Genomic DNA, 26,730 nt, shown 5'->3' with positions numbered 1-26,730 from the left:
GATGGACCAGGGACACGACGAGCAGGACGAGGACACGTCGATCGCGGCGGTGTTCGCACGGCACGCGGAGCGCCCGGCGCTCCGGCAGCGGACGGGGACGGCCGTGACCGACACGAGCTACCGCGAGCTCTGGGACCGGGCGGGTGCGCTCGCGGCGGTGCTCGCCGAGACCGTCTCGCCCGGGGACCGGGTGGCGGCACTGGGTGCGGTGAGCGCGGACGGCGTGACGCTCGACCTGGCCTGCTCGATCCTCGGGGCGGTGAGCGTCCCGCTCCAGGCGAGCGCACCGGTCGCGGCGCTCCGCGCGATCGTCGACGAGACCACCCCGGTGTGGCTCGCGGTGTCGGCCGAGCAGGCGGCGACGGCGCGGGCGGTCGTCGAGGCGTCGGACACCGGCGTCCGCACGCTGCTGCTCGACGGCGTGGACACCGGGCACGTCGAGGACGACGCGACCCCCGCGGTCCCGACCCTCGACGAGCTCGTGGCCCGGGGCGCCGACCTGCCTCGTCCGACGACGTGGCGTCCCGCGGCCGGGGAGGACCCGCTCGCGCTGCTGCTCTACACGTCGGGCAGCACCGGGACCCCGAAGGGCGCGATGTACACGCACCGGATGGTGGAGCGGCTCTGGCACGCCCTCCGGCCCGACCACCCCGAGGCCGAGGTCGTCGGGTACGCCTACCTGCCGACGAGCCACCTCACCGGACGGGCCGCACTGCTGGCGACGCTCGGCCGCGGGGGCACGGTCGCCCTCGCCACCTCGACCGACCTGTCGACGCTGTTCGAGGACCTGCGGGTGTTCGCACCGACCGAGCTCGTCCTCGTGCCCCGCGTCGCCGAGATGATCCGGCAGGAGGGCGACCGCGAGGAGCAGCGACGCCTCGCAGCGGACACCGACGCCGCCGCGGGCACCGACGCCGCCGCGGTCCATGCCGCCGTGCAGGCGGACCTGCGGGTCCGGGCCCTGGGCGGCCGCGTGCGCCAGGCGGTCTGCGCGAGCGCGCCGCTGACCCCGGAGCTCCGCGCCTGGGTCGAGGGCTGCCTCGGCACCCCACTGCACGACCTGTACGGCTCGACCGAGGCGGGCAGCATCCTGCGGGACGGCGTCGTCCAGCAGCCGCCGGTCACCGAGCACAAGCTCGTCGACGTGCCGGAGCTCGGCTACCGCGTCACCGACCGTCCCCACCCCCGGGGCGAACTGCTCGTGAAGAGCACGGCCGTGATCCCCGGGTACTTCCACCGTCCGGACGTCACCGCGGCCGTCTTCGACGAGGACGGCTTCTACCGGACCGGCGACGTGATGGCGCAGACCGGACCGGACACCTACGAGTACCTCGACCGACGCAACAACGTCATCAAGCTCTCGCAGGGCGAGTTCGTCGCGGTCTCCGCGCTCGAGGCGACGTTCGGCGGGACGCCCGGGGTCCGGCAGGTCGCCCTGCACGGGGACAGCCGCCACGCGTTCCTGCTCGCCGTCGTCGTCCCCACGGACCCTGGGGCCTCGGAGCGCGACGTCCTCGCCGCCCTGCAGCGCACCGCCCGCGAGCACGGCCTCGCCCCGTACGAGGTCCCCCGCGCCGTGGTCGTCGAGCCGGAGCCGTTCACGGTCGAGAACGGGATGCTCTCGGACGCCCGCAAGCTCCTGCGTCCCCGCCTCACCACCCGCTACGGTGACCGGTTCGCAGCGGTGTACGACGCCGTCGCCGAACAGCAGAGCGGCACCCTCGTCGCGGCACTGCGCGAGCACGTCGAGGACGAGACGACCGTCGACACGGTGGTCCGCGCCGCCCGCGAGTTCCTCGGCGCCGAGGTCTCGACGGAGACCGCCGCAGCCGCCCGCTTCTCCGACCTCGGCGGCGACTCGCTGTCCGCACTGACGTTCTCCGGGATCCTCGAGGACGTCTTCGACGCCGAGGTGCCCGTCGGCGTCATCACCGACCCGACCAACGACCTGGCCGCCGTGGCCGCCTTCGTCGAGCGCTCCGCCGCGGACGACCGGCCCACCGTCACCCGCGTGCACGGTGCCGACCCGACGGTGCTGCGGGCGGAGGACCTGCGCCTCGACCGGCTGCTCGGCACGGTGCCGGACCCGGTGGACCGGGCCGCGTGCGACGCCGGTGTCCGGACGGTCGTGCTGACCGGGGCGAACGGCTACCTCGGCCGCTTCACCGTCCTCGACTGGCTCGAGCGTCTCGCCCCCGTCGGCGGCACGCTCGTCTGCGTCGTGCGCGGTGCCGACGACGTCGACGCGCGCCGGCGCCTGGACGCCGCGTTCGCCGCCGACCCGGCCTTCGCCGCCCGCGTCGCCGAGCTGGACGACGCGCTCGAGGTCATCGCCGGCGACGTCAGCGAGCCGCGGTTCGGGCTCGACGAGGGGCGCTGGCGGGGCCTCGCCGCCCGGTTGGACCTCGTCGCGCACGCGGCCGCCCTCGTGAACCACGTGCTGCCGTACGCCGCCCTGTTCGGCCCGAACGTCGTCGGGACCGCCGAGGCGATCCGCCTGGCGATCGCCGCCGGCAGCGTCCCGGTCACGTTCGTGTCGAGCGTCGCGGTCGCCGGCGGAGCCCGTCCGAGCGCCACCGAGGTCGCCGACCCGGACGCACCGGCCGCCCTCGACGAGCGCGCCGACGTCCGCACCACGATCCCGCAGTGGACGCTCGGCGACGAGTACGCGAACGGGTACGGCGCGAGCAAGTGGGCGAGCGAGGTGCTGCTCCACGAGGCGCACGACCACCACGGCGTCCCGGTCGCGGTGTTCCGCTCCGACATGGTGCTGGCGCACCCCCGCTGGCGCGGCCAGGTCAACCTGCCGGACGTCTTCACCCGCCTGGTCTGGAGCGTGCTCGCCACGGGCCTCGCCCCGGCGTCCTTCGTCCGTCGCGACCCGGACGGCGGTGTGCAGCGGTCGCACTACGACGGGTTGCCCGCGGACTTCACGGCCGCGGCCCTCGACGCGATCGGTGCGTCGGTGACGGAGGGGTTCCACACGTACAACGTCGTGAACCCGCACGACGACGGCGTCTCGCTCGACACCTTCGTCGACTGGCTGGTCGAGGACGGCCACGACGTCGAGCGCGTGACCGACCACGGCGAGTGGGTCGAGCGGTTCCGCTCGGCGCTCGAGGCGATGCCCGACGAGGACCGCGCCCGTTCGGTCCTGCCGCTCCTGCACGCGTTCGCCCTCCCCGAGGAGCCGCACGCCGGTTCCGCGATCCCCGCGGACGCGTTCTCCGCCGCGGTCCGGCGGGTCCGTCCGCTCGGGTCGCCGGACGTGCCGTCCCTCGACCACGCGCTGATCACGAAGGTCGCCGACGACCTCGCCTTCCTGGGGCTGCTCCCGCCGGCGCGCGTCAGCGCGCCCTGACGGGCGGTCGGACCGCCGGACGGGAGGCACGGTGCCGGCCCGCACCGTGCCTCCCGTCCGCAGACCGTCGCGACCGGCCCCGTCAGGGCCTGTCTGACCGGGACCGCCGCTGGCAGGATCGATCGGGTGAAGACACTGGAGTTGCCACAGACCGACCTCACCGCGTCCGACGTCGTCGTCGGCCTCATGCGGATCAACGACATGAGCGACGAGGACATCCGCGCGCTGTACTCGGCGTCACGGGACGCGGGCGTCACCATGTTCGACCACGCGGCCGTCTACGGCGTCTGGCACGGGTGCGAGCAGCGCTTCGGCGAGGCCGTCACCCTGTCGTCGTCCGAGCGCGCCGACATCCAGCTGCAGACCAAGGTCGGCATCCGGCCGACCCCGAACGGCGCGTACTTCGACTTCTCGTACGAGCACATCATCGAGTCCGTGCAGGAGTCGCTCGAGGCGCTGCGCACCGACTACGTCGACGTCCTGCTCCTGCACCGCCCCGACGCCCTGGTCGAGCCGGAGGAGGTCGCGAAGGCCTTCGACGAGCTCCACGCCGCCGGCAAGGTGCACCACTTCGGCGTCTCGAACCACACTCCCGGCCAGGTCGAGCTGCTCAAGCAGCACGTCCGGCAGCCCCTCGCGTTCAACCAGGTGCAGCTGAGCATCACGCACGCGAACGTCATCGCGCAGGGCGTCGTGGCGAACATGGGCGCCCTCGACCAGTCGGTCGACCGCGACAACGACATCCTCAACCACGCCCGGATGAACGGCATCACCCTGCAGGCCTGGTCGCCGTTCCAGAAGGGCTTCTTCGACGGCGTCTTCCTCGGCGACCGCGAGCAGTACGCCGAGCTGAACGACGTCCTCGAGGAGGTCGCCGCGGCACACGGGGTCACCCCGACCGGCATCGCGGTGGCGTGGATCACCCGGCACCCGGCGCACTTCCAGGTGGTGCTCGGCACGACGAACCCGCAGCGCGTCCGGGACTCGGCCGCGGGGTCGGACGTCGTGCTCTCGCGCGAGGAGTGGTACCGGATCTTCACGGCCGCGGGGCACACCGTCCCCTGACCGGCCGCCGCAGCCCGGCCGTTGCCGGGCACGCCCCGCACAACCGGAGGCACCTCGCGCCGCGCGATCACGTGGCGCGAGGTGCCTCCGGTTGTGCACCGGCACGTCGCGCCACGAGATGGCTCCGGGCGCGGCTCCGGCTCCGGCTCTGGCTCCGTGCCGCTAGTCGGCCGTTGGCGCGCTCGGCACGTGCACGTCCGTGGGCGACACCCGCGCCGGGTCGGCCGAGGCGCCACCGACGACGTCGAACGAGATGCCGAGCTCGGCGGCGGTCTCCTCGTCGAGTTCGAGCCCGTCCTGGCTGACCTGGTCCTCTGGGATGGCACGACCCTTCGACGGGTCCCACGAGTTCGCGAACGACATGCGGACGAGCATGCCGCCCGCGGCTGGCAGCGAGGTGGCAGTGCGCCCGGGGTGGCAGTGCGCCCGAGGTGTCAGAGGTCCTCGGGGTGCAGCCGGTCGCCGGCCTCGGGCCGACGGAACACCGGACCGCCGCCGGCCTCGTCCTCGTCCTCGTGGGAGACCGGCGAGACGGCGGGGTCGGCGGAGTCGGGCCCGACGTCGGCGCCGCGGTCCTCCTCGACCTCGACCTCCGTCTCGGTCTCGTCCCGGTCCGGCACCGTCCCGTCCACGGGGAGGTCGGCGCCGGGCTGCTGCGGATCGAACGGTGTGCTCATCGACATGACCGGAGCATGCTCCCGGCGGGTGAACGCGGGGTCAACCCTGTCCGTCCGCCGCGATCAGCTCGAGCTGCGTGAGCGGGATCGACGACTCCGCGGTGAACGAGAACGCGTCCCCCCGCGCCACGGACCGGAACACCCGGGTCTGCCCCGCGTGCTCGAAGACCGCGTCCTGCACGACCGACTCCCGGTCCCCGAGCGTCGTCCGCCACGAGTACGTCCCCGGCTCGGCGACCGTGACCGTCACGAGCGACGCGTCGGCGCCCGGCGTCGACACCGACAGCGTCTCGCCGGGTGACAGCACGCGCACCGTCCTGCCGGTGTCGTCGGTCAGGGGCGAGGCACCGACGGGCAGCAGGTCGACGGGGACGTCGCGGTACCCGTGCACCTCGGACGCGGAGACCGGCCGGGTGTCGGACGCCCACCCGGTCGGTTCCTCGGACAGCGTGAACACGATGCGGGACGCGGCGACGACGACCTCGTGCGGGATGCTCACCGACGTCCAGGGCGAGCCGTCGACCGTCACCGACGCGACGTACGCACCCGTGGAACCGTCGGCGACCTCGATGACGGTGGGCGCGCCTCCCGGCTGCTGCAGCACCGTCCGCCGGACCGACGGCGGCACGAGCACGTACGTGCCGGTCGACGGCGCCAGCGGGTACAGGCCGATCGTCGCGAAGACGTACCAGGCGCTCATCTCGCCGTTGTCCTCGTCGCCCGGGTACCCCTGCCCGAGGTCGGAGCCGACGAACAGCCGTTCGAGGCACTCCCGGGCGATCCGGTGTGCGTCGTCGTGCCGTCCCGAGAACATCGGGAAGAACGGGATGTGGTGCGCGGGCTGGTTCGACAGCCCGAGCATGCCCATCCGGACGTCCCGAGCCTCGGTCATCTCGTGGATGGCGAAGCCGTACGAGCCGGACCGGTCGGTCGCGCCGGTCTCGGGCGTCGCGAAGAAGGCCTCGAGTGCGGCGTCGAAGCGGGCCGGGCCGCCGTGCAGGTCGACGATGCCGGCACCGTCGTGCGGCGCCGTGAACGCGGTCCCCCACGCGTTCGTCTCGGTGTAGTCGTCGCCCCAGTCGCGCGGGTCGAACGCGGCGCCGCCCCGCCAGGACCCGTCCGGCTCGCGTCCGATGAAGAAGCCGCGCTCGCGGTCGAAGACGTTCCGGTACTGCAGGGAGCGGCGGGCGAACCACTCCGCCTCGGCCTCGTACCGGCTGAGGTCCTCCGGCGTGGTGGCGCGCGAGGCGAGCAGGCCCGCCATCACCGCGATCCCCCAGTCGTTGATCGCCGCGTCGAGGGTCCAGCTCATCCCCTCGGAGGTCGCGGTGTCGACGTGGCCGCGGAAGGCGGCCGGGAGGCTCCCCTTCCGTCCGACACGCTCGTCCCGCGGCGGGACGGTCGCGTTCCGCACCGCGCTCCGGTACGCCTCCGCCAGGTCGAAGCCCGGCACGCCCTTCACCGCGAGGTCCGCGAAGACCGTGTCGCTCGTGGTGCCGGTCATCACGTCCTCGGCACCGGGGGCGCTCCACCGGGGCGTCCACCCGCCGTCGTGGAAGTGCTCGACGAAGCCCTGCGCGAGGGCGCCCGCCGTGTCCGGGGTGAGGAGCGCGAGCAGCGGCCAGGCGGTCCGGTAGGTGTCCCAGAACCCGTTCGTCGTCGTGAAGGGTCCCTCGACGGCCTCGGGCCCGGGCTCGTCGCGGATCGGGTCGACGAGCACCGACCCGTACGGGGAGCGGTGCCGCGGGACGCCGTCGCGAGCGGTCTCGCCGGCGTGGTTCGGGTACAGGAAGAGCCGGTACAACCCGGAGTACAGGCTCGTGAGCTGGTCGGGGGTCGCCCCCTCGACGGTGCACGTGGCGAGCGCCGCCGTCCACTCCTGTTCGGCGTGCGCGAGCACCGCGTCGACGGATCCGGCGGCCGCCGCGTTCGCCCGGGCGTCCTCGACCGAGACGGTCGAGATCCCGACGACCACGTCGGCGGCGCCGGCGGTGCTGATCCAGCCGCCGAGCACGTCGCCGTCCACCGTGGTGTGGTCGGCGGTCGCGCCGCCGACGCGCACGTGCAGGTGGTGCGGCGGGGTGCCCGGGCGGTCGTCGAGCACGCACTCGACGACCGCGGTGCCGTCCTCGAGCGACACGGTGACGTCGGCGGCACGGCCGTGGTGGTCGAGCACGACGGAACGCGTACCGGTGAACCGGAAGCCGAGCGCGAAGTCGTGCGCCGTCATCGTCGCCGTGACGCCCCGGTCGAGGGCGACCCGGTACCGGTGCGGGCCGTCCTCTTCCTCGTCGTGGTCGAAGCCGAGCGCCCGGGCCACCCGGTCGGTGTCCGGGACGTCGAGCGGCGAGGGCATCACCTGGAAGACCCCGCGGTCCCCCATCCAGGGCGAGGGGATGTGGCTCGTGGCGAAGGCCTGCAGCGCGGGACGCACGCGGCCGTCCTCGGTGACGACGCTGTGCTCGTGGTACGCGTACGGCCACCGGTTGCTCGACGCGTCGGTCATCGGCAGGCCGAACACCCCGCCGTGCGGCAGTCCGACGAGCGGGGCGGTGTTGCCGCGGGAGAACCGGGACGAGGCCTGCGTGCCGCGGGTCGTGCGGACGTGCTCGAGCGGGGTGTCGGGGACCGGTCGGGCCGGGGCGATCCGGACGTCGTCGAGCCAGCCGCGCAGGGCGGGCCGCGCGTCGTCGTCGGACGGGGGCGGCGTGGCTGAGCCGAGCCGTGCCTCCAGGCGGTCGACGACCCGTCCCGCGAACGGCGTGAGGTCGACCGCACGACGGTTCCACTGGTCCACCCACTGGGTGCGTGCCGCGGCCTGCGCGTCCGACGTCAGGGCGGTGCCGTACTGGTCCGTCGCGGTGCCGCCGACGCGCGAGCCGTCCGTGAACACGACGTCGACCACGAAGGCGGTGGCGTCCCAGAAGTGTGCGAGGTCGGCCTCGTCCGGTTCGTCGCGCCCCGCGGGCAGGGTGCGCTCGGGGAACCAGACCCACGACAGCTCGTCGCCCACCGCGACGGTCCGTCCGGCGAGCTCCGGGACGACGGCCACGACCTCGTCCGCACCGTCGGGTCGTTCGACCAGCCAGCCCTCGGCCGAGGTCCAGCCGACGCCGTTCCGGGCCGCCACGGCCGTCGTCGGGCCACCGCTCCGTCGCAGTTCACGCACCCGGCAACCCTATTTGCTCCACCGTGTCGACGAAAGCCTGACCGAGCCGCGTCAGCCCTTGCCGTGTCCCTTGCCCGGGCCCTCCGTCAGCGACCCCACGGTGGTGTCGACCGTCGTGTCGGCCGCCCCGGTGCCGTCGCCCTTGTCCTTGCCCTTGCCGCTGTTGCTCCCCGGCCCGTTGCCGTTGCCGTTGTTCCCGGTCCCGCCCTGCGGTCCCTGCACGGGGTTCGACGCCGGACCGCCCGGCTGCGGGCCGACCGTCGGGTCGTCCACGGGCTGGCTGGGCTGCTGCTCGGGCTCGCTCGGCTCCTGCGACGGCTCGCTCGGCTGCTGCTCCGGCTCGCTGGGCTCCTGCGACGGCTCGCTGGGCTGCTGCTCCGGCTGACTCGGCTGCTGCTCCGGCTCGCTCGACTGGTCGGACGGGGTCGAGGACTGCCCGGACTCGGTCGGAGCGGGGGTGGTGTCGTCCCCGCCGCGGTTGAGGGCGGCCAGCGCGACGCCGATCCCGGCGAGCACGAGGAGCACGACGACGACCGCGGCGATGATCGGCCCGCGGCGCCGCTTCGACCCGTCGTCGGCGGTGGCCGCGGTCCGGCCGGGTCCACCCGTACCGCCCGCAGCCGCAGCCGCACCGCCCGCAACCGCACCGCCAGCGGCGGCACCAGCGGCCGCGCCGCGCTGGGTGCCGAGCACCGTCGTCGCGACGTCGTCGTGCCCCGACGGGCGAGGGGTGGGTGTCGTCCGGTCGTACGCCCGCGTGGCGTCGTCCGGACTGCCCGCCGCAGCTGCGGTGGGCATCGCCCGGGTCGCCTCGTCGGCGGATGCGGCGGCCGCGGCGGCTGCACCACCGGCGCCGAGTGCGGCACCGCCGACCGCCGCCGCGCCCGCCGCCGCGGGGGTGAGGGCTCCGGGGGCGCCGGGCAGCAGCTGCGTGGCCGGCGCGCTCCCGTCGCGCTCGAGGGCCCGCAGACGCCGTGCCGCCTCGGCCGCGGTCGGCCGCTCGGCGGGGTCCTGCGCCGTCATGACGTGCAGGAGCGTGCGCCAGGCGGTGGGCAGGTGCTGGTCGATGACCGGACCGCGGGTGAGCCGCGCGGTGGCCGACTCGACGGCGGTGCCGGGGAAGGGCCGCTCACCGGTCAGGCTCTGCAGGAGCATGAGCCCGAGGGCGTAGACGTCGGCCTGGCCGGTGATCTCGCGCCCGAGCACCTGCTCGGGGGCGATGTACGCGGCGGTGCCGATGACGGTGCCGGTCCCGGTGACGCGGGCGGCGTCGCGGAGCAGGGCGATGCCGAAGTCCGCGAGCTTGACGTGCTCGCCGTCGCTCTCCAGGAGCACGTTCGCCGGCTTGACGTCGCGGTGCACGATGCCCTGCGCGTGCACCGCCGCCAGGCCCTCGGCGACCTGCGCACCGACCCGGGCCGTGGTCGTCGTGTCGAGGGGTCCCTCGCGCAACCGGGTGTCGAGGTCGCTGCCGGGGACGAGCTCCATGACGAGGTACGAGTCGCCGTCGACGTCGTCGAGTGCGGCGTCGTAGAGGGTCACGAGCGAGGGGCTGCGGAGCGCGGCGAGGGTCTGGATCTCGGCCTCGGCACGGGCGCGCTCCCCGTGGTCGACCGCGCCGATGCGGAAGACCTTGACGGCGACCTCGCGGCCGAGCTGCTCGTCGACGGCGCGGTACACGGACGCCATGCCCCCGTGCCCGAGCGTGCCGGTGACGCGGTACCTGCCGCCGAAGACCCGATCTGCCATGCCGGGCAACCTACCGTGAGGACCTGACCGGGCATGCCGCCGCGGTGTGCCTGCCCGCTCCCCGACGACGTCGGTGCGGGTGCGCTCCCGCGTTCAGCGGACCGTCCCGTCCGACCGGTCCGCTGCACCACGGGTGGACGGCCGCGTGTGCTGCTTGACGGGCTCGGCACCGCGGTGCAGCGCCGTCAGGTACAGCCGGTGTGCGGTGACCACGAGCGCGAGCCACGCCAGCCCGAGGGCCCACGCCGCCAGGACGTCCGTCGTCCAGTGGTGTCCGAGGAACACCCGCGAGACGCCGATCGACAGCACGAAGAGCGTGCCGACGACGATGGTCCACACCCGGGTCACCGTGCGCGACTGCCGCAGGATGAGCAGGTACACGATCGTGCCGACCACCACGGTCGCGTTGAGCGTGTGGCCCGACGGGAACGAGGGCGAGTGCTCGTACGGCGGCACCGCGTCGGACAGCGGGGGCCGGGCGCGACCGATCAGGTCCTTGCCCGCGATCGTCATGAGGAGCGAGCCGCCGCTCGCCGCGACGAGCAGCACCAGGGGCGTCCACGCGCGCCGCTGCACGGTGAAGCCGACGAGGAAGCAGACGGCGACGATCGGCATCCCGATCGTGCCGGCGATGTCGGTCCACCACGTGACCGCCTGGTCCGCGAACGGCGAGCGCAGCGTGAGCATCCAGTCGAGCACGGGCCGGTCGAGCACGGCGACGTCGTCGCCCTCGCGGACGGCGTCGTACACGCCGGAAGCGGCCCAGGTCGCGACGACGGCGATGCCCATCCCGACCAGGAGCGTCAGGACGAGGACCGGCAGGGCGCCGTAGCGGCGGCCGAGCGCAGCCCAGGCCTCGGCGGTGGCGTGACCGGCCCGCGACCGCCACGAGGTCAGGTCGACCTCGCCGAGGTGCCGGTCCCCGGCGACCGCGGAGCGCTCGGCCCGGGTCACCTGCTGCGCGGCGGTGTCGTCGTGGTGGTGTGGCTCCATCGACCCACCCTGCCCGGACCCGGCTGCGAGCACGTGCGTGCGCGCTCAGTCCTTCGCGGCCCCGTAGTCCCGCACCGTGGAGACCGACAGCGGGAACACCACGGGGAAGTCCCGGAAGAGCAGCCGCCCGGCGTCCACCGCCGCCGCCCGGACCTGCTCGGCGACGAACGCGGCGTGCTCGACCGGCGTGTGCACCACGATCTCGTCGTGCACGAAGAACACCAGGTGCGGCCCGGCCGTCACCGGGCCCGGGAACCGCGCCGCGAGCCGGGTCCGCAGCGACCCCATCCACGCGAGCGCCCACTCGGCCGCGGTCCCCTGCACCACGAAGTTCCGCGTGAACCGGCCCCAGCTCCGGGCACGGGACTCGACCGTCCGCTGCTGGGCGGTCGTCCCGTCCACCGACCACGCGCGGTTGCGGGCGGCGAACCAGGCCTCGTCCGGCACCGGCGAGGTCCGACCGAGCAGCGTCGTGACGGGCTCCCCGCGTTCCCCCGCCCGGGCGGCCCGGTCGACCAGGCCGAGCGCGGCCGGGAACGCGCGCGCGAGCCGGGGCACGAGTCGGCCGGCGTCGCCCTGGGTCGCGCCGTACATCGCGCCGAGCATCGCGCCCTTCGCCTGCTGCCGGGTCTCCACCGCGCCCGAGGCCACCACGCCGTCGTACAGGTCGCGCCCGTCGCCCGCCGTCGCCATCGCCCGGTCCCCCGCCATCGCGGCGAGCACCCGCGGCTCGAGCTGCGCGGCGTCCGCGACGACGAAGGCCCAGCCGTCGTCGGCCACCACGGCGCCGCGGACCGTCTTCGGCAGCTGCATCGCACCGCCACCGTCCGCCGCCCAGCGCCCGGTGACGACCCCGCCGACGACGTACTTCGGGTGGAAGCGGCCGTCCTGCACCCACTCGTCGAGCCAGGCCCAGCCGTTCGCCGTGAGCAGGCGCGACAGGCGCTTGTACTCGAGCAGCGGGGCGATCACCGGGTGCTCGAGCTCCTGCAGCTCCCACTTCCGCGTGCTCGCCACCATCAGCCCCGCGGCCCGGAGCGACCGGAGGACGTCGGTCGGCGAGTCCGGGTTGAGCCCCGGGTCGCCGAGGTGTCCGCGGATCACGACCGCGAGCTCCTCGAGCCGACGCGGGCGCACCCCGGCGGGCACCCGCGGCCCGAGTGCGTCCTCGAGCAGGCGCTCGTGCACGTCCGCCCGCCACGGCAGGCCCGCGTGCAGGATCTCGGCGGCGACGAGTGCGCCGGCGGACTCCGCGGTGGTGAGCAGGCGCAGCGCGCCGGGCGTGGTCGAGGTGGCGACCGCGTCGAGCTGGCGGCGGAGCTCGGCGACCGGGTCGGCCGCGTCGTCGGCGGGCGCGACGGTGAAGAGCGCGTCGTCGAAGAGCGACGCCTGCGTCGCCCGGGTGGGACGGGCCTCCTGGCCGGGGGCGTCCCACGTGTCGGACGGGAGCCGCGCGAGGGCCGTGTCCCGCGCGGCGAGCGCACCGCGCAGGATGCGGCGGCACAGCCGCAGGTCGGTGCAGCGGGCGACGCGGCCGCCGGCTGCGAGGACGGCCGGGTACCAGCGGGCCGTGTCGTCCCAGACCCAGCGGACGTCCGGTCCGTCGTGCGCGGCGACGAAGGCCGGGAGGCGCGGGTCGTCCAGTCGGGTCGGCTCGCCCGCCGACTCCCCCGCGTCGGTCAGGGGTGTCGCCGTGACGCCGCCGTCGACGCGGTGGAGGACGAGGTGCACCCGTCGATCTTCCCCCGGACCACCGTCCCCGCCGGACCGCGGGTCAGTCGGCGTGGTGCGGGTCCTGCGCCGCGTCCGTGCGGGGGTCGGTGCCGGCGGCGTCGCCCGGGCGGATCGCCGCGGTGTCGGCGACGTCGATGCGGACGTCGCCGTCCTCGGCGCGCGAGACCTCGACCCGCGGGTCCGCGTCGTGCTCGTCCGAGCCGGACATGCGCCGGAAGGTGTCCTGCCGCCGTTCCTCGAAGGACATGTCGACCCCGTCGTCGAGCTCGTCGTGGTCGGGCTGGTCGGGCTGGTCGGGGTGGTCGTGGCCGGTCGCGCTCATGGTGCCGACCGTACGCGCGCGCGACCCGGAGGACCGTCCGCAGGAGTCGAGGAGCACTCGTCGATTGTGTGCGTGATCTGGACAACCGGCAGGATGTCGGCATGCAGATCGACGCCACAGGAACGATGCCCTGGCGTCCGGTGACCCCGGACGACGTCCCGATGCACGCCGTGGTGCGCTACGAGGACCGCGGCCGGTCGGTCCTCGGCACCGCCGTCGACGTCCTCGACGCGCACGGCCGCCCCTCGCTCATCGTGCTCGACGACGACGGGCAGCGGCACGTGGCGCCGTGCGACGTCACGCTCGAGATGCGGGTCGACTGACCGCTCAGCAGAGCGGGACGTTCACCGCCAGACCGCCCATCGCGGTCTCCTTGTACTTCGTCGACATGTCGGCACCCGTCTGCCGCATCGTCTCGACCACCTGGTCGAGCGAGACGTGGTGCACCCCGTCGCCGCGCATCGCCATCCGCGCCGCGTTGATCGCCTTGTTCGCCGCGATCGCGTTCCGCTCGATGCACGGGATCTGCACGAGCCCGCCGATCGGGTCGCAGGTCAGGCCGAGGTTGTGCTCCATCGCGATCTCGGCGGCGTTCTCCACCTGCTCGGGACTGCCGCCGAGGACCTCGGCGAGCCCGGCGGCGGCCATCGACGCCGCGGACCCGACCTCGCCCTGGCAGCCGACCTCGGCGCCGGAGATCGACGCCCGCTCCTTGTAGATCGAACCGACCGCCCCCGCCGTGAGCAGGAACCGGACCACGGCGTCGTCGCGGTCCTCCGGTGCGATCTCGGAGACGTAGGTGAGCGCGTAGGACAGCACCGCCGGGATGATCCCCGCGGCACCGTTCGTCGGCGCGGTCACGACCCGGCCGCCCGTGGCGTTCTCCTCGTTGACCGCCATCGCCGTGAGGTTCACCCACTCCATCGCGAAGAGCGGGTCGTGGTGCGGGTCGTCCCGGGTGAGCTGCTCGTACCAGTTCGCGGCACGCCGACGCACGGCGAGGCCGCCCGGCAGGGTCCCGGTCCGGCGGATGCTCCGGTCGACGCTCTCGCGCATGACGTCGTGCACGTGCAGGAGCCACGCACGCACGTCCTCCGCGCCGCGGGTCACGGTCTCGTTCGCCAGTGCGATCCCGCTCACGGGCAGGCCCGTCGCTGCGCAGGCGGCGAGGAGCTCCGCGCCGCTCGAGAACGGGTACGGCACGGCGTCGTCGACGGGGATCGCGGCCTCGGCCACGGCTCCCTCGGTGTCGCTCGTGACGAAGCCGCCGCCGATCGAGTAGTAGGTCTCCTCGGCGAGCACGGAACCGGCGGCGTCGGTGGCGGTCAGCCGCATCGCGTTCGGGTGCCGCGGCAGCATGGTCAGGGGGTGCAGCACGATGTCGGCCTGGCGGAACGGCACCGTCGCGCCACCGGCCAGTCGCAGTGACCCGGTGCGCTCGAGGTCCTCGAGCGCCGCGACCATCTCGTCGGGGTCGACCGTCTCGGGAGCGGACCCCATCAAGCCGGCGAGCACCGCGCCGAGGGTGCCGTGCCCCTGCCCGGTCGAGGCGAGCGAGCCGTACAGGTGGACGTCGATCCCGGCGACCGGTGCGTCGACGACCGCGGCGGCGAAGGCGGCCCCGGCTCGCATCGGCCCGACGGTGTGGGAACTCGACGGGCCGATCCCGACGCTGAACAGATCGAACACGGAGACCGGCACCCCTGCACACTAACCCGTCCGGACGGGCGGCCTCCGAGTCGGTCGGGCATGGACCGCTCCATCGGCGGCCGCGTGGGACACTCCTTCCATGCCCATCCTCAACAAGGACATGCAGGTCTGCATCTCGCTCGCGGCCCGCCCGAGCAACATCGGCACGCGCTTCCACAACTTCCTCTACGACGAGCTCGGGCTGAACTTCGCCTACAAGGCCTTCACGACGACCGACCTGCCCGGCGCGGTCGCCGGCATCCGCGCGCTCGGCATCCGCGGTTGTTCGGTGTCGATGCCCTTCAAGGAGGCGGTCATCCCCCTCGTCGACGTGGTCGAGGACTCCGCCGAGGCGATCCGGTCGGTCAACACCGTGGTGAACGACGACGGCGTGCTCACCGCGTCGAACACCGACTACGAGGCCGTCGCCGCCCTGCTCCGCACGCACGAGGTCGACCCCGCCGCCCGCGTGGTCCTGCGGGGTTCCGGTGGCATGGCGAAGGCGGTCACCGCGGCGTTCCGCGGCGCGGGCTTCGACCACCTCACGGTCGTCGCGCGGAACACGACCGCCGGCCCCGCCCTCGCCGAGCAGTACGGCTTCGACTGGGTCCCCGTCGAGCAGCAGGCGCCGGAGGCCGACGTGCTCGTGAACGTCACGCCGCTCGGCATGCGCGGTGTCGACGAGGACGCGCTGGCCTTCGAGCAGGACCGCATCGACGCCGCGTCCACGGTCTTCGACGTCGTGGCCTTCCCCGCCGAGACCCCGCTGGTCCGCGCCGGACGCGCGTCCGGCGCCCGGGTCGTCACCGGCGCCGAGGTCATCGCGCTCCAGGCGGCGCGCCAGTTCGAGCGCTACACGGGCGTCGCCCTGACGGACGACCAGGTGCAGCGCGCGAGCGCGTTCAGCCGCGCGGAGTGACGGCGGCGCGGCCCTCCGCGATCCAGCGCAGCCTGCGGATGCCCTCGTGGTTGCGGATCCAGATGCCCGGCTGGGCGAGGAACCCGGGGACGAGCGACACCGCTCCGCGCACGAACTCCTCGCGCAGGGTCACCCGGCAGCCGCGCGGGTGGGATTCGACGTCGACCTCGACACGGGCCTCGCCGAACGGCCAGCCCCGTGCCTCGATGACCAGGCGCCGTGGTTCGTCCACCTCGAGCACCGTGGTGGTGTCGTCGATGACGAACGGCCAGATGCCGAACGAGTGGTGCAGCTCGCTGCCGACGGCGGGCCACGCAGGGTCCTGGCCGCGCATGCGCGAGGCGCCGACCACCCAGGTCGGGTAGAGCCAGCCGTCGCGGAGCACGTCGAAGACCTGCTCCGGGGTGCAGTGCATGATGCGGACGTTCTTGGCCACGGTTCAGTCCTCCGGTTCGAGGTCGACGTGCTCGGACAGCCCGAAGGTGTGCGTGAGGGCACTGCGGGCGGCGTGCCACCCCGCCATGCCGTGCACCCCCGGGCCGGGTGCTGACGCCTCCGAGCACAGGTACATGCCGCCGCCCATGCGCCAGGGATCGGACGACAGGACGGGCCGCTTGACGAGCTGCCAGAAGCTCGCAGCCCCGGCGGCGATGTCACCGCCGACGTAGTTGGGGTTGTACTCACCCATCTGCACGGCCGTGCGGCTGGCCGACTGCAGGATCGTGTCGCGGAAGCCCGGGGCGAACCGCTCGACCTGCCGGACGATCGCGTCCGTGGGGTCGACGTCGGAACCGGCCGGCACGTGCGCGTACGCCCAGAAGACGTGCTTGCCGCGCGGCGCGCGACCCGGGTCGACGACCGTCGGCTCCGACCCGAGCACGTACGGCCGCTCGGCGTGCTGCCCGTTCGCGACCGCACGCTCCGCCGCGGCGATCTCCGCCCGGGTGCCGCCGATGTGGACCGTCCCCGCCCGGCGCAGCTCCGTGTTCGTCCACGGCACCGGGTCGGACAGCGCGAAGTCGACCTTCGCCGCCGCGTTGCCGAACCGGAAGCGTCGGAGGGCGCCGCGCTTCGGGGTCGGGATCTGCTTCCCCGCGATGCCGAGCATCCCCGGCACGCTCGTGTCGAAGAGCACGGCCTTCGCCGGGGTGAGGTCGGCGAGCGACCGGACCTCGCGACCGGTCTCGATCGTGCCGCCGTGGGCGACGAGGTCCGCGGCGAGCGCATCGACGATCGCCTGGCTGCCGCCGATCGGCACCGGCCACCCGCGGCCGTGCGCGTACGAGCCGAGCGACAGCGCAGCGGCGGCCGTGGACAGCGACGGCATGTGCTGGATGGAGTGCGCCGCGACGCCGGACACCATCGCCGGTGCCACCTCGTCGCGGAAGCGCAGGTTCCACGCGGCGCTCCCCTGCTCCAGCGCGCGCAGGCCGAAGCGCGCCACGGTCAGCGGGTGCCGCGGCACGTGCAGGAGCGCGTCGGTGGCGAAGTCGGCGACCTGGTCGGCGTTGCCGGACAGCGGCGCCATGAGGTTGCGGAACGCGGGACCGTCGACGCCCAGCGCCTCGGCCGTGCGCTCGAGGTCCCGGTAGGCGATGCCGGCACGGCCGCCGTCGAGGGGGTGGCCGTACTGCACGTCGGGCAGCCGGAGCTCGATGCGGTCCTCCATCCGGAAGCGCCGGAAGAACTCGGACTGCAGCGCCATCGGGTGCACGGCCGAGCAGACGTCGTGGTGGAAGCCCGGCAGCGTGAGCTCCGCCGTGCGGGCGCCGCCACCGATCGTGTCGTTCCGTTCGACGACCTCGACCGACAGACCGGCCCGCGCGAGCGTCACCGCTGCCGCGAGCCCGTTCGGTCCGGCACCGACGACCACCGCATCAACCATGGCCCGAGCCTAGGGTCCCGTGCTTCCGTGCTCGGTCAGACGACCGTTCCGCCGCGGGACGCCCGACCGCGCTGGCTGCCCGTTCCTTCCCAGAACGCCTGTGATGGCTGGTGGAACCGGGCATGCCTGGTGGAACGGAAGGACCAGGTACGCCCGAGAGGACCAGGTACGCCCGGAACGACCAGGGCCACGCGCCGCTCCCGGGCGGGGGCCGGTGAGGGTCAGGGGCGCGCGCTGTCCGCGTCCGCGGGGTCGGTGCCGTCCTCGGCCCCGTCCCCCTCGTCCGGCTCGTCGGCGTCCGCCGGCGTGTTCGCGGGCGACCCCGCGCCGGTCGGGTGCTCGGCGAGCAGTGTCGCGAAGTCCTCGTCGAGCATCTGCTGCAGGCGCTCGTCGCGGCCGACCTCGTAGTCGTCGGCGGGACGCTGCGCCCACCCGAGCCGTCCGACCACCGTCGTGCCGATGTCGTCCCAGGCCCGTGCCCGGGCGTGCAGGACGATGCCGTCGACGAAGCCCTGGTCGTCGCGACGCCGGTCGAGCATGGTGGCGAGCTGCTCGTAGGTGGCCTCGCGCGTCCGGAGCTTCAGGTCGTCGCCCCGCTTGTAGTCGTGCTGGTGGCGCGAGCGGCCCTTCTGCTTGCTCGAGGTCGCACGGATCTCCCGCATGCGGGCGGCGTCGCCGCGCTGCTCCTCGGCCATCCGGTGCAGTTCCTCGCGGGTCGCCTCGGCGATGAGCGCGTGGTCGAAGTACCCCTGGTCGCGGAGTGCGTTCGTGATGATCCGGTTCGCCACCGCGACGGTCACGGCCGCCCGGGCGATGAGGAAGCCCTCGTCCACGGCCCGCTTGAGCTCGACCTGGCTCACGGGTCGGTCGCGGACATCGTGCTTGGTGCGTCGTCCGAACAGGGCCATGCTCCGACGATACCGGCGTGCGGCCGTCCGTCCGCAGGCTGACCCCGGATCCCGCCGCGGACGGACGCGGCTCGCTCGCCCGGCCCGTAGCGTCGAGTGCATGACCACCACGCAGACCCTCCCCCGTACCGGCCTCGGCACCGCGAGCCTCGTGCTCGGCATCTGCTCGCTGCTCGCCGGGTGGACCTTCTTCGCACCGGTCGTCGGCCTCTGCCTCGGCATCGCCTCACGGAGCCGCGAGCCGATGGCCCGCAGCCGTGCGGGCTGGGGCATCCTCCTCAACCTCGTCGCGCTGGCCGTGTGGATCCTCGCCCTCGTGCTGGTCGTCGCCTTCGGGGGCCTGGCGGTGTTCGCGAGCTTCGCCCAGACCCACTGAGCTGAGCAGACCCACTGCGCCGCTCAGACCCGCTGCGCCGAGCAGATCCGCTGCGCCGCGCCGGTCAGAGCACCAGGCCGTAGACCGCGACGTCGACCCGGCGGTCACCGAGCGGCAGCGCGCTGCGGAGCGTCCCCTCGTGCGCGAACCCGAGGCGCTCCGCGAGACGCCGGCTGCGCTCGTTGTCCACCCCGGTCCGGATCTCGACCCGGGCACTCCCCCGCTCGCGGGCGACCTCGACGAGCGCGGCGGCAGCCCGGTGCGCGATCCCCCGCCCCTCCGACCCGGCGTCGACCCAGTACCCGAGCGACGCCTGGCCGAGGTACGGGTCGAGCGCGAGCGAGGCGGACCCGACGATCCGTCCCGCGGAGCGGACGACGCACGGCACCGCCCGGTCCATCGCGTACCGGCCGAGCAGCTGCTCGGTGTGCAGCACCAGGGCCTCGCGGGTCACCGGTCCCCACGCCCACGGCTCGGCCGCGCGGAGCCGCTCGAGGTTCGCCGCGACGAGGTCGTGCACGGCGTCGACGGTGCTGAGGTCGCGCAGCGTGAGCGCGCACCCGTCGCCGAGGTCCCGTCCTGAAGCCGCCACGCTCCCGACACTAGGCACCGGCACGCCCGCACGTCCGGTGCACCCCTGCAAGCTTGCGCACCCTGCAGATCCGGGCCTCCGACGGCTACAGTGACGCCATGTCCGACACCGCGTCCGCACCGGCTCCCGCGCTGGGCCTGCGCGACCGCAAGCGCCTCGAGACGCGTCGCCGCATCGCCCGCGCCGCCCGGTCCCTCGTCCTCGAGCAGGACCTCGAGCGCACGACCATCGAGCAGATCGCCGCGCGCGCGGACGTCTCCCCGCGGACGTTCTTCAACTACTTCGCCAGCAAGGAGGACGCCGTCCTCGGGCACACCGAGGTCGACCTCTCGCCCGAGGCGCTCGACGCCCACCTCGCCGCGGTGTCCGGCCGGCCCGTCGTCGAGGCCGTGGTCGACCTGGCGTTCCTGGTGTTCGGCGAGTCCTTCGGCGACGAGCGCGAGCGCACGGACCGCAAGGAGGTCATCGTGCGCTTCCCGCAGCTCGTGCGCCGGCAGGTGGCCCGGATGACGACGGTGGCCGAGGCGATGACCGGCGCTGTCCGGACGATCCTGGCGCGCGATCCGGCGTGGGGGCCCGAGGCGGCGACGCCCGAGGCGGCCGAGATGCTCCTGGGCATGTGCATGACCGGGCTGCGCAGCGCGGCCCGCCACGAGGGCTCGGACCCCGTCGAGGTGCGCGCCCGACTCGTCGCGACCATCCGCGACACCGCCACCCGCCTCGACGCGGCCTGACGCGGACCGGCCCCGCGCAGACCGGCGCACCCGGCGACCGCGACGCGACCCCGTGGACGGCGGGAGGCGCGCCACCCACCGGCACCGCGCCTCCCGTCCGGACCTGCAGGAGGTCCCGACCACCCGACGATCCGACCACCCGACCACCCGGTCAGGGCGCCGTGATGAAGCCCTCGTCGACCATCCAGTCGAACGCGACGTCCGCCGGCTCACGCCCCTCGACGTCCACCTGCCGGTTGAGCTCCTGCAGCACCTCGTCGGTCAACGCGGGCGAGATCTGGTCGTACACGTCGCGGAGTTGCGGGTACTCCTCGAGCGTGGCCGAGTCGATCACCGGCGCGACGTTGTAGGCCGGGAAGAAGCCACGGTCGTCCTCGAGGACGGTGAGCCCGAGCGACTTGATGCGCCCGTCGGTGGTGAAGACCTCGCCGAAGTTGCACTTGCCGCGGTCCGTGGCCGTGTACACCGTCCCGGTGTCGAGGATGCTGACGTTGCTCGTCGGCACGCCGTCCTCCCCCGAGCCACCGAGCTCCAGGCCGTACTTCTCGAGCATCGGCTTGAAGCCGTCCGCACGCGAGTTGAACTCCGACTCGACGCAGAACGTGCGCTGGTCGACCGGGAGCTTCGTGATGTCCGACAGCGTCTGCACGTCGTCGAGCTCGGGGACGGCCTCGTCGCGCACGGCGAAGGCGTACGTGTTGTTCATCGGCGCGGGTTCGAGCCAGGTCAGACCGTTGCCGGCGTCCTCGTCCTTCACCGCCTGCCACTGCTCGGTCTTGTCCGGGATCCCCTGGTCGTGCGCCATGAACGTCAGCCAGGCGGTGCCCGTGTACTCGTACGTCACGTCGGCGCTGTGCGAGGTCATCAGCTCGCGGACGGCGACGGAGCCGGGCACGTTGGTCTCGTCGGTCACGTCGAACCCGGCGGCCTTCGCGGCGAGCACGGCGATCTTCCCGAGCACGAGCTGCTCGGTGAAGTTCTTCGACGTGACGGTCAGGTGGACGTCGTCCGGCAGGTCGTCGATCCGCTGGATCGAGCCGGGTGCGGCGCCCGGTACGAAGGACGCGGCCGGCTGCAGGCCGCAGCCGGTCAGGACGAGGGCGCTCGCCCCCGCCACGGCGGCTGCGGCGAGCGCGCGGCGACGGACGGACGGACGGGAGGCACGGCTCACGCCCGGCACGTCGGTGCGGCCCGCGGGGCGGTGCGGCCGAACGGCGTGCGGCTGGGCGTCGTGCGGCTGGACGGCGTGCGGCTGGTCGTCGTACGTCATCGGAGTCCCTTCGGTCGTGCGACGGTCTCGACCACGCGGCCGATCCAGTCGATGGTCAGGGCGAGGAGCGCGACGAGGAGCGCCCCGGAGACGAGCACCGCGGGCAGGAACAGGTTCACGCCCGTGGTGATGAGCAGCCCGAGGCCACCCGCACCGACGAAGGTCGCCAGGCTGGCGGTGCCGACGAGCAGGACCAGGGCGGTCCGGATGCCCGAGAGCATGACCGGCACGGCGAGCGGCAGCTCCACCTTGAGCAGGACGGCGAACGCGCTCATGCCCATGCCGCGACCGGCCTCGACGAGCCGGTCGTCGACGCTCTGCACGCCGAGCATGGTGTTCCGCAGCACCGGCAGGATCGCGTAGAGCACGAGGGCGACCACGGCCGACCAGCTGTTCAGCCCGAGCCAGGCGGCGAGCAGCACGATGAGCCCGACCGCCGGGGCGGCCTGCCCGAAGTTGGCGACCGCGATGACGGCGGTGCTCGCCCGGCGGAACGGCCCGCGGGTGAGCAGGATGCCGAGCGGGATGCCGATGACGAGCACGAGCACGGTCGCCTGCAGCGTGAGCACGAGGTGCTGCCCGGTCAGGTCGAGGATGCTCGACGGGTTGAGCGTGCTGCGCTCGGTGGCGGAGAGGTCGGCTGTGGCCAGCCACACCGCGAACCCGGCGAGGACGACGAGGATCGCGATCGGCTGGACGAGCAGGCCCTTCCAGGGGGTCCGCTCGCCCGTGGCGGGCCCGGCGACGGCGGCGGTGCTCACCGGTCGTCCTCGGCGGCACCGGTGCGGGCCGCGTGCTCGTCGTTCCGCTCCTCGATCGTGACGGGCGACGACGGCAGCGTCTCGATCGGGTTCGTGTTCGTGCCGACCGGGGCGTACGCCTGGTCGGACGCGGCGGCGGCCCGGGACCGGGTGATCGCGTCCATGACGGTCTCGACGGTGATGACGCCGCGGAACGCCTCACCGCGACCGGTGACCAGCGCGGCACCGGCACTCGAGACGAGCATGGTGTCGAGCGCGTCGTTGAGCGTCGCGGCCTCGCCGACCACGGGCAGGTCGGGCTCGACGCCCTCGGGCACCCGGGTCAGGCGCTCGAGCTGGCGGCGGCTCGGCCAGCCGACGGGGCGCTGGCGGCGGTCGACGACGACGGCGTGCTGGTGGCCGCCGGCCTCGTCCATGCGCTGCAGCACGGCGCGGGTCTCCTCGCCGGCCGAGCACGTGACGGCCGAGGCGAGCTCGACGTCACGCACGCGGTTGAGCGTCAGCTGCTTCAGCCCGGCGCCGGAGCCGATGAAGTTCTCGACGAACTCGTTCGCCGGCTCGGCCAGGATCCGCTCCGGGGTGTCGTACTGCACGATGTGCGCACCCTCGGTGAAGATCACGATCCAGTCGCCGAGCTTCACGGCCTCGTCGAAGTCGTGCGTGACGATGACGATGGTCTTGTGCAGCTCCTCCTGGATCCGGAGGAGCTCGTCCTGCAGGCGCTGCCGGGTGATCGGGTCGACGGCACCGAAGGGCTCGTCCATGAGCAGCACGGGCGGGTCGGCGGCGAGCGCGCGGGCCACGCCGACACGCTGCTGCTGACCGCCGGACAGCTCCCGCGGGAACCGGTCGCGGTAGGTGTCGGGGTCGAGGGACACCAGGTCGAGGAGCTCGTCGACGCGGGCGGCGATCTTCTCCTTCGACCAGCCGAGCATCTTCGGCACGATCGCGATGTTCGCCGCGACGGTCATGTGCGGGAAGAGCCCGCCCGCCTGGATGACGTAGCCCATGCGGCGACGGAGCTCGTCGCCGTCGATGCTCGTGACGTCCTCGTCGCCGACGACGATGCGGCCCTCGGTGGGCTCGATGAGCCGGTTGATCATCTTCAGCGTGGTGGTCTTGCCGCAGCCGGAGGGACCGACGAGCATGACGACCTTGCCGGCCGGGATCTCGAGCGTGATGCCGTCGACGGCGGGCTTCTGCTGCCCCGGGTAGCGCTTGGTGACCTCGTCGAGCAGGATGCTGCGACCGGTGACGTCGCCCTCGGGTGCGGTGGTGGTGGCGGGGTCAGTGCTGGACACGGATACCTCTCGGGGTGGTCAGGCGGCCGAGGCCGATGAGGAGCAGGTCGAGGACGAGGGCGAGCAGGACGACGCCGACCACGCCGATGACGACGGAGTTCAGGGCGTTCGCGCCGCCGAGCCGGGAGAGCCCGGAGAAGATGAAGCCGCCGAGGCCGGGGCCGAGCGCGTAGGCGGCGATCGCGGCGATGCCCATCACCATCTGCGCCGACACCCGGACGCCGCTGAGGATGATCGGCCACGCCATCGGCAGCTCGACCTGCAGCAGGGTGCGCATCCGGCTCATGCCGATCCCCCGCGCCGACTCGACGACGGTCGGCGGGATCTCGGCGAGGCCGACGACGGCGTTCCGCAGGATCGGCAGCGTCGCGAAGAACACGACCGTGACGACCGACGGCACGACGCCGAAGCCGAGCGGCACGATGAGCAGCCCGATGACCGCGAAGGACGGCAGCGTCAGCCCGATGGCCGACACCCCGTTCGCGATCGACGTGAGCTGCGGACTGCGGTAGACGAGCGTGGCGAGCACCACGGCGATGAGCGTGGCGAGCACGGTGCACTGGACGACCAGCGAGAAGTGCTGCCACGACGAGAACCAGATCTGGTCCCATCGCTCCACGACGTACTGGAGCACGGGTGGGCCCCTTCCTGGTGGGCTGGACGCCCCACAGGACGGGGCACGGACCCGACCGACCGTACGCAGGGCGACCCCCGCTTGTACAACGACAAGGACGCCGAAGCTGCGGATCCTGCGATTCCGCCCAGGAGGAAAGCCCAGGTCACGAGGGCAGCGCCCCGCACTGCCTGGGAGAACGGTAACGATGTCGAGCGGCGGTCGACTACCGGTCGTGCTCGGCCAGCCCCGCCCGCTCGGCGATGTCGACCAGGTGCGCGCGCCAGTCGGCCCACTCGGCGGCGGTCTTGTCGGCGAGGTTGCCGTCCCCGTCGCCGGCCAGACCGTCGAGCATCTCGCGCACGACGTCGGCGTGCCCCGCGTGCCGCGCGGTCTCGTACGCCAGGTGCACGAGGATCCGGTGCAGCGTCACGTCGCGACGGTCCTCGGGCCACCACGGGACGACCCCGCGGGCGTCGAGGTCGAGCGCCTCGATGGTCGCGTCGGCGTGCGCGGCGCTGCGGTGGTGGAACGCGACGACGTCCGCGGTGGTCTCTTCGAGCGAGGCGTACATGTCCTCGCCGTCCCACGACTCGAGCCACGCGGGCGGGTCGGGCAGCGGACGGTCGAACACGAGCCCGAGGTAGCCCGCCTGCACCCCGGCGACGTGCTTGACGAGCCCGAGCACGTTGGTGCCGGTCGGGGTGAGCGGCCACCGGGCCTGCCGCTCCGCCAGGCCGTCGAGCTTGGCGAGCAGCGCGGCCCGGTGCTTCCGCAGGTAGCGGTGCAGCGTGTCCTTCACCATCGCCGCGTCCGTCGTCGGGGCGGAGCCCTCGTCGGACAGCGCCGACAGGCCACTCGCCGCGATCGACGGCGACGGTGCGGCCGGGGTCACCTGCGGGACGGCGTCGGTCACGTCGTCGGGACCGCCGTCCGCCGCGCCTGGACGCGCGCGGCCTCGTGCACGGCGACGCGCTCCGCGGTGAGGAGCAGCGAGGCCACCTCGGTCGCGGTGCGGTCCGTGCCGTCGTTCCAGCTCGTCAGGTCGCGGACGCGGGCCATCCGGATGTCCGGCGCCGGGCACCAGGCGACTGCCTGCCCCTCGTCGGCCGCGAGGGCGTGCCAGACCAGGTCGAGCGCCCGCTGCACCTGCTGCGAGTGCACGACCTGCGGACCGCCGGCGGCCGAGACCACGGCGCCGACCAGGCACGCTGCCACGAGCGGACGGCCCTGGGCGTCCATCGTCGCGGCGCTCGCGGCCTTCCGCACGCGACCGTGCTCGTCGAGGTAGGCGAACCAGGAGTGCTGGATCCACCCGCGCTCGACCACGCCGCGCGCGTCGGTCAGGAGCCGCTGGAGGTCGTCGAGCTCGTGCAGGTGCGCGACCAGTCGACGGTCGCGGGCGACGGCCCGACGGGCGGCGAGGCGGTCGAGCAGGCCGCGGACGCCGGCACGCCCGGGAGCGTTCGGACCCCGGCGGTCGGACCGGGTGGACGGGGCGGGGGTGGCGTCGGTGTCGACGTCGTGCGGGGCGTGGAACTCGAGGGTCATCAGGCCCCTCCGATCTCCGGTGCACGGTCAGGTGAGGGAACGATAAGCCCCGGTGCCCTCAGTCGTCCAGCACCGCGTCGATCGCGGCGGCCGCGGTCGTCCGGAACGCGTCGTCGTCGGTGACGGCGAGCGCCGACGCGAGCGACACCGCCCAGCCGCGGGCGCGTGTCCAGGTGGCCGCGTCGGCGGGGACGAGCGCGGCGAACGCGCGCCGTCCCGCACGGTCGAAGGTCAGCCACCGCGTCGCGAGGTCGACCGCCGGGTCGCCCGAGGTCACGTCCCCGAAGTCGACCACGGCGGACAGGTGCTCGTCGCCGAGCGGCTGCCGCTGGACGAGCAGGTTGAAGGGGTGCAGGTCGCCGTGCACCCAGACGGGAGGCCCGGTGTGCGTCGGCTCGCCGGCCGCGGTCCGCCAGAGCGCCGCCAGCTCGGCCGCCCGGGGCACGTCGGCCGTCGCCAGTCGCGTCAGCACCGCGTCCGTGCGGGTCGCCAGCGGGACCGCGCGGACCGGGTTCACGGGGGCGTCGGCGGGGGCGGGCACGTGCAGCCGGTCGAGGAACGCCGCGAGCGTCCGCGCCACCGCCTTCCCCTGCGGGCGCTCCCCGGCGGGACGGCCCGGCAGCCAGGGCACGACGCTCCAGGTCCACGGGTACCCGAGCGCCGGTCGGCCGGTGCGGACCGGCTCGGGGACCGCCACCACCCCGCCGACCCGGGCGGCGATGTCCGGCAGCCAGCGCTGTTCGTGGGCGACGAGCCGTGCGGCCGCCGCGCGCCGGGGCAGCCGCACGGCCAGGTCGTCGCCGGCACGGACCACCACGTTGTCCCAGCCGCTCGCGACGACCCGCAGTGGTCGGTCGGCCAGGTCGGGGTGCTGGTCGCGGAGCAGGGCGGCGACGAGGGCCACGTCGATGCGGTGCTCGGCTGCCGGGGTCGCCACGGGCCCAGGGTAGCGGGGTCGCCGGTCCGGGCCGGGCGGTCCCGCGAACTGGGGCTGCTCGCGGAAACGTACTCCGCGGTATCCTCGTGGCACAGCGACGTGGGTGTCCCTGGGGGGACCCGCG

25 protein-coding genes are annotated in these 26,730 nt (G+C 74.0%); 6 read left to right on the top strand and 19 right to left on the bottom strand.

Annotation, left to right across the window (positions count from 1 at the left end; translation table 11 throughout):
- The first annotated feature begins 1 nt into the window (after nucleotide 1).
- Nucleotides 2-3,361: a carboxylic acid reductase gene (car, locus tag H7A69_RS00615; RefSeq protein WP_182045295.1), complete on the top strand. Its 3,360-nt coding sequence runs from the start codon at nucleotides 2-4 to the stop codon at nucleotides 3,359-3,361.
- Nucleotides 3,362-3,487: 126 nt separating this feature from the next.
- Nucleotides 3,488-4,426: an aldo/keto reductase family oxidoreductase gene (locus H7A69_RS00610; protein WP_182045294.1), complete on the top strand. Its 939-nt coding sequence runs from the start codon at nucleotides 3,488-3,490 to the stop codon at nucleotides 4,424-4,426.
- A 162-nt stretch (nucleotides 4,427-4,588) separates the two neighbouring features.
- On the opposite strand, the gene H7A69_RS00605 is transcribed toward H7A69_RS00610, so the two are convergent.
- The 7 genes from H7A69_RS00605 to H7A69_RS00575 all read right to left on the bottom strand — a co-directional run bounded on the left by H7A69_RS00605 (nucleotide 4,589) and on the right by H7A69_RS00575 (nucleotide 13,070).
- Complete coding sequence (locus H7A69_RS00605) at nucleotides 4,589-4,789, bottom strand: hypothetical protein (RefSeq protein ID WP_182045293.1); 201 nt, start codon at nucleotides 4,787-4,789, stop codon at nucleotides 4,589-4,591.
- 71 nt (nucleotides 4,790-4,860) lie between these two features.
- A complete protein-coding gene (locus tag H7A69_RS00600; RefSeq protein ID WP_182045292.1) occupies nucleotides 4,861-5,103 on the bottom strand; it encodes a hypothetical protein in 243 nt (80 codons plus the stop codon).
- A 40-nt stretch (nucleotides 5,104-5,143) separates the two neighbouring features.
- Nucleotides 5,144-8,272 (bottom strand): GH92 family glycosyl hydrolase, encoded by a 3,129-nt coding sequence (locus tag H7A69_RS00595; protein ID WP_259346007.1) that lies wholly within the window; start codon nucleotides 8,270-8,272, stop codon nucleotides 5,144-5,146.
- Nucleotides 8,273-8,323: 51 nt separating this feature from the next.
- Nucleotides 8,324-10,021, bottom strand: coding sequence for a serine/threonine-protein kinase (locus H7A69_RS00590; RefSeq protein ID WP_182045291.1), 1,698 nt, complete (start codon nucleotides 10,019-10,021; stop codon nucleotides 8,324-8,326).
- Nucleotides 10,022-10,114: 93 nt separating this feature from the next.
- A complete protein-coding gene (locus H7A69_RS00585; RefSeq protein WP_182045290.1) occupies nucleotides 10,115-11,014 on the bottom strand; it encodes a phosphatase PAP2 family protein in 900 nt (299 codons plus the stop codon).
- A 45-nt stretch (nucleotides 11,015-11,059) separates the two neighbouring features.
- A complete protein-coding gene (locus H7A69_RS00580; protein ID WP_182045289.1) occupies nucleotides 11,060-12,745 on the bottom strand; it encodes a bifunctional 3'-5' exonuclease/DNA polymerase in 1,686 nt (561 codons plus the stop codon).
- A 43-nt stretch (nucleotides 12,746-12,788) separates the two neighbouring features.
- Nucleotides 12,789-13,070 carry a hypothetical protein gene (locus H7A69_RS00575; RefSeq protein WP_259346006.1) on the bottom strand — a complete coding sequence of 94 codons (282 nt, stop codon included), beginning with the start codon at nucleotides 13,068-13,070 and terminating at the stop codon, nucleotides 12,789-12,791.
- A gap of 101 nt (nucleotides 13,071-13,171) precedes the next feature.
- On the opposite strand from H7A69_RS00575, the gene H7A69_RS00570 reads away from it, so the two are divergent.
- A complete protein-coding gene (locus tag H7A69_RS00570) occupies nucleotides 13,172-13,393 on the top strand; it encodes a hypothetical protein (RefSeq protein WP_069713188.1) in 222 nt (73 codons plus the stop codon).
- Nucleotides 13,394-13,397: 4 nt separating this feature from the next.
- Here H7A69_RS00570 and H7A69_RS00565 read toward each other — a convergent pair whose 3' ends face one another.
- Nucleotides 13,398-14,771, bottom strand: a complete 1,374-nt coding sequence (locus H7A69_RS00565) for an L-serine ammonia-lyase (RefSeq protein WP_182045288.1) — start codon at nucleotides 14,769-14,771, stop codon at nucleotides 13,398-13,400.
- An 88-nt stretch (nucleotides 14,772-14,859) separates the two neighbouring features.
- On the opposite strand from H7A69_RS00565, the gene H7A69_RS00560 reads away from it, so the two are divergent.
- Nucleotides 14,860-15,678: a shikimate 5-dehydrogenase gene (locus H7A69_RS00560; protein ID WP_182045287.1), complete on the top strand. Its 819-nt coding sequence runs from the start codon at nucleotides 14,860-14,862 to the stop codon at nucleotides 15,676-15,678.
- Here H7A69_RS00560 and H7A69_RS00555 read toward each other — a convergent pair.
- The 3 genes from H7A69_RS00555 to H7A69_RS00545 form a co-directional block, all read right to left on the bottom strand.
- A complete protein-coding gene (locus H7A69_RS00555) occupies nucleotides 15,662-16,114 on the bottom strand; it encodes an SRPBCC family protein (RefSeq protein ID WP_182045286.1) in 453 nt (150 codons plus the stop codon). The two genes, H7A69_RS00560 and H7A69_RS00555, sit on opposite strands and share 17 nt — an antisense overlap.
- Before the next feature lie 3 nt (nucleotides 16,115-16,117).
- Nucleotides 16,118-17,563 carry a phytoene desaturase family protein gene (locus H7A69_RS00550; RefSeq protein WP_182045285.1) on the bottom strand — a complete coding sequence of 482 codons (1,446 nt, stop codon included), beginning with the start codon at nucleotides 17,561-17,563 and terminating at the stop codon, nucleotides 16,118-16,120.
- A gap of 221 nt (nucleotides 17,564-17,784) precedes the next feature.
- Nucleotides 17,785-18,471, bottom strand: coding sequence for a hypothetical protein (locus H7A69_RS00545; protein WP_182045284.1), 687 nt, complete (start codon nucleotides 18,469-18,471; stop codon nucleotides 17,785-17,787).
- 100 nt (nucleotides 18,472-18,571) lie between these two features.
- Here H7A69_RS00545 and H7A69_RS00540 point away from each other — a divergent pair, with 100 nt between their 5' ends.
- Nucleotides 18,572-18,847: a hypothetical protein gene (locus tag H7A69_RS00540; protein WP_182045283.1), complete on the top strand. Its 276-nt coding sequence runs from the start codon at nucleotides 18,572-18,574 to the stop codon at nucleotides 18,845-18,847.
- Nucleotides 18,848-18,911: 64 nt separating this feature from the next.
- Here the strand turns inward: H7A69_RS00540 and H7A69_RS00535 are convergent, their stop codons facing one another.
- A complete protein-coding gene (locus H7A69_RS00535; protein ID WP_182045282.1) occupies nucleotides 18,912-19,439 on the bottom strand; it encodes a GNAT family N-acetyltransferase in 528 nt (175 codons plus the stop codon).
- 98 nt (nucleotides 19,440-19,537) lie between these two features.
- Between H7A69_RS00535 and H7A69_RS00530 the strand changes: the two genes are divergently transcribed.
- Nucleotides 19,538-20,173: a TetR/AcrR family transcriptional regulator gene (locus H7A69_RS00530; RefSeq protein WP_083263980.1), complete on the top strand. Its 636-nt coding sequence runs from the start codon at nucleotides 19,538-19,540 to the stop codon at nucleotides 20,171-20,173.
- A gap of 151 nt (nucleotides 20,174-20,324) precedes the next feature.
- On the opposite strand, the gene H7A69_RS00525 is transcribed toward H7A69_RS00530, so the two are convergent.
- From H7A69_RS00525 to H7A69_RS00495, 7 genes are all read right to left on the bottom strand, one after another.
- Nucleotides 20,325-21,443 (bottom strand): glycine betaine ABC transporter substrate-binding protein, encoded by a 1,119-nt coding sequence (locus tag H7A69_RS00525; protein ID WP_182045281.1) that lies wholly within the window; start codon nucleotides 21,441-21,443, stop codon nucleotides 20,325-20,327.
- Entirely contained in the window at nucleotides 21,440-22,204 is a 765-nt protein-coding gene (locus H7A69_RS00520) for an ABC transporter permease (protein ID WP_182045280.1), read from the bottom strand. Before H7A69_RS00520 ends, H7A69_RS00525 begins: the two co-directional genes overlap by 4 nt.
- Nucleotides 22,201-23,505 carry an ABC transporter ATP-binding protein gene (locus H7A69_RS00515; RefSeq protein WP_182045279.1) on the bottom strand — a complete coding sequence of 435 codons (1,305 nt, stop codon included), beginning with the start codon at nucleotides 23,503-23,505 and terminating at the stop codon, nucleotides 22,201-22,203. Before H7A69_RS00515 ends, H7A69_RS00520 begins: the two co-directional genes overlap by 4 nt.
- Entirely contained in the window at nucleotides 23,492-24,139 is a 648-nt protein-coding gene (locus H7A69_RS00510) for an ABC transporter permease (protein ID WP_069713178.1), read from the bottom strand. Before H7A69_RS00510 ends, H7A69_RS00515 begins: the two co-directional genes overlap by 14 nt.
- A gap of 205 nt (nucleotides 24,140-24,344) precedes the next feature.
- Nucleotides 24,345-25,034: a DinB family protein gene (locus H7A69_RS00505; protein WP_259346005.1), complete on the bottom strand. Its 690-nt coding sequence runs from the start codon at nucleotides 25,032-25,034 to the stop codon at nucleotides 24,345-24,347.
- A complete protein-coding gene (locus H7A69_RS00500; protein WP_182045278.1) occupies nucleotides 25,031-25,669 on the bottom strand; it encodes a hypothetical protein in 639 nt (212 codons plus the stop codon). Before H7A69_RS00500 ends, H7A69_RS00505 begins: the two co-directional genes overlap by 4 nt.
- A 58-nt stretch (nucleotides 25,670-25,727) precedes the next feature.
- Entirely contained in the window at nucleotides 25,728-26,606 is an 879-nt protein-coding gene (locus tag H7A69_RS00495; RefSeq protein WP_182045277.1) for an aminoglycoside phosphotransferase family protein, read from the bottom strand.
- Between the last annotated feature and the right edge of the window lie 124 nt (nucleotides 26,607-26,730).

The organism is Curtobacterium sp. ME26, assembly GCF_903970945.1.
Classification (GTDB): Bacteria; Actinomycetota; Actinomycetes; order Actinomycetales; family Microbacteriaceae; genus Curtobacterium; species Curtobacterium citri.
Note: the sequence above shows the minus strand (reverse complement) of the source record. Positions and strands in the feature narration are given on the sequence as shown.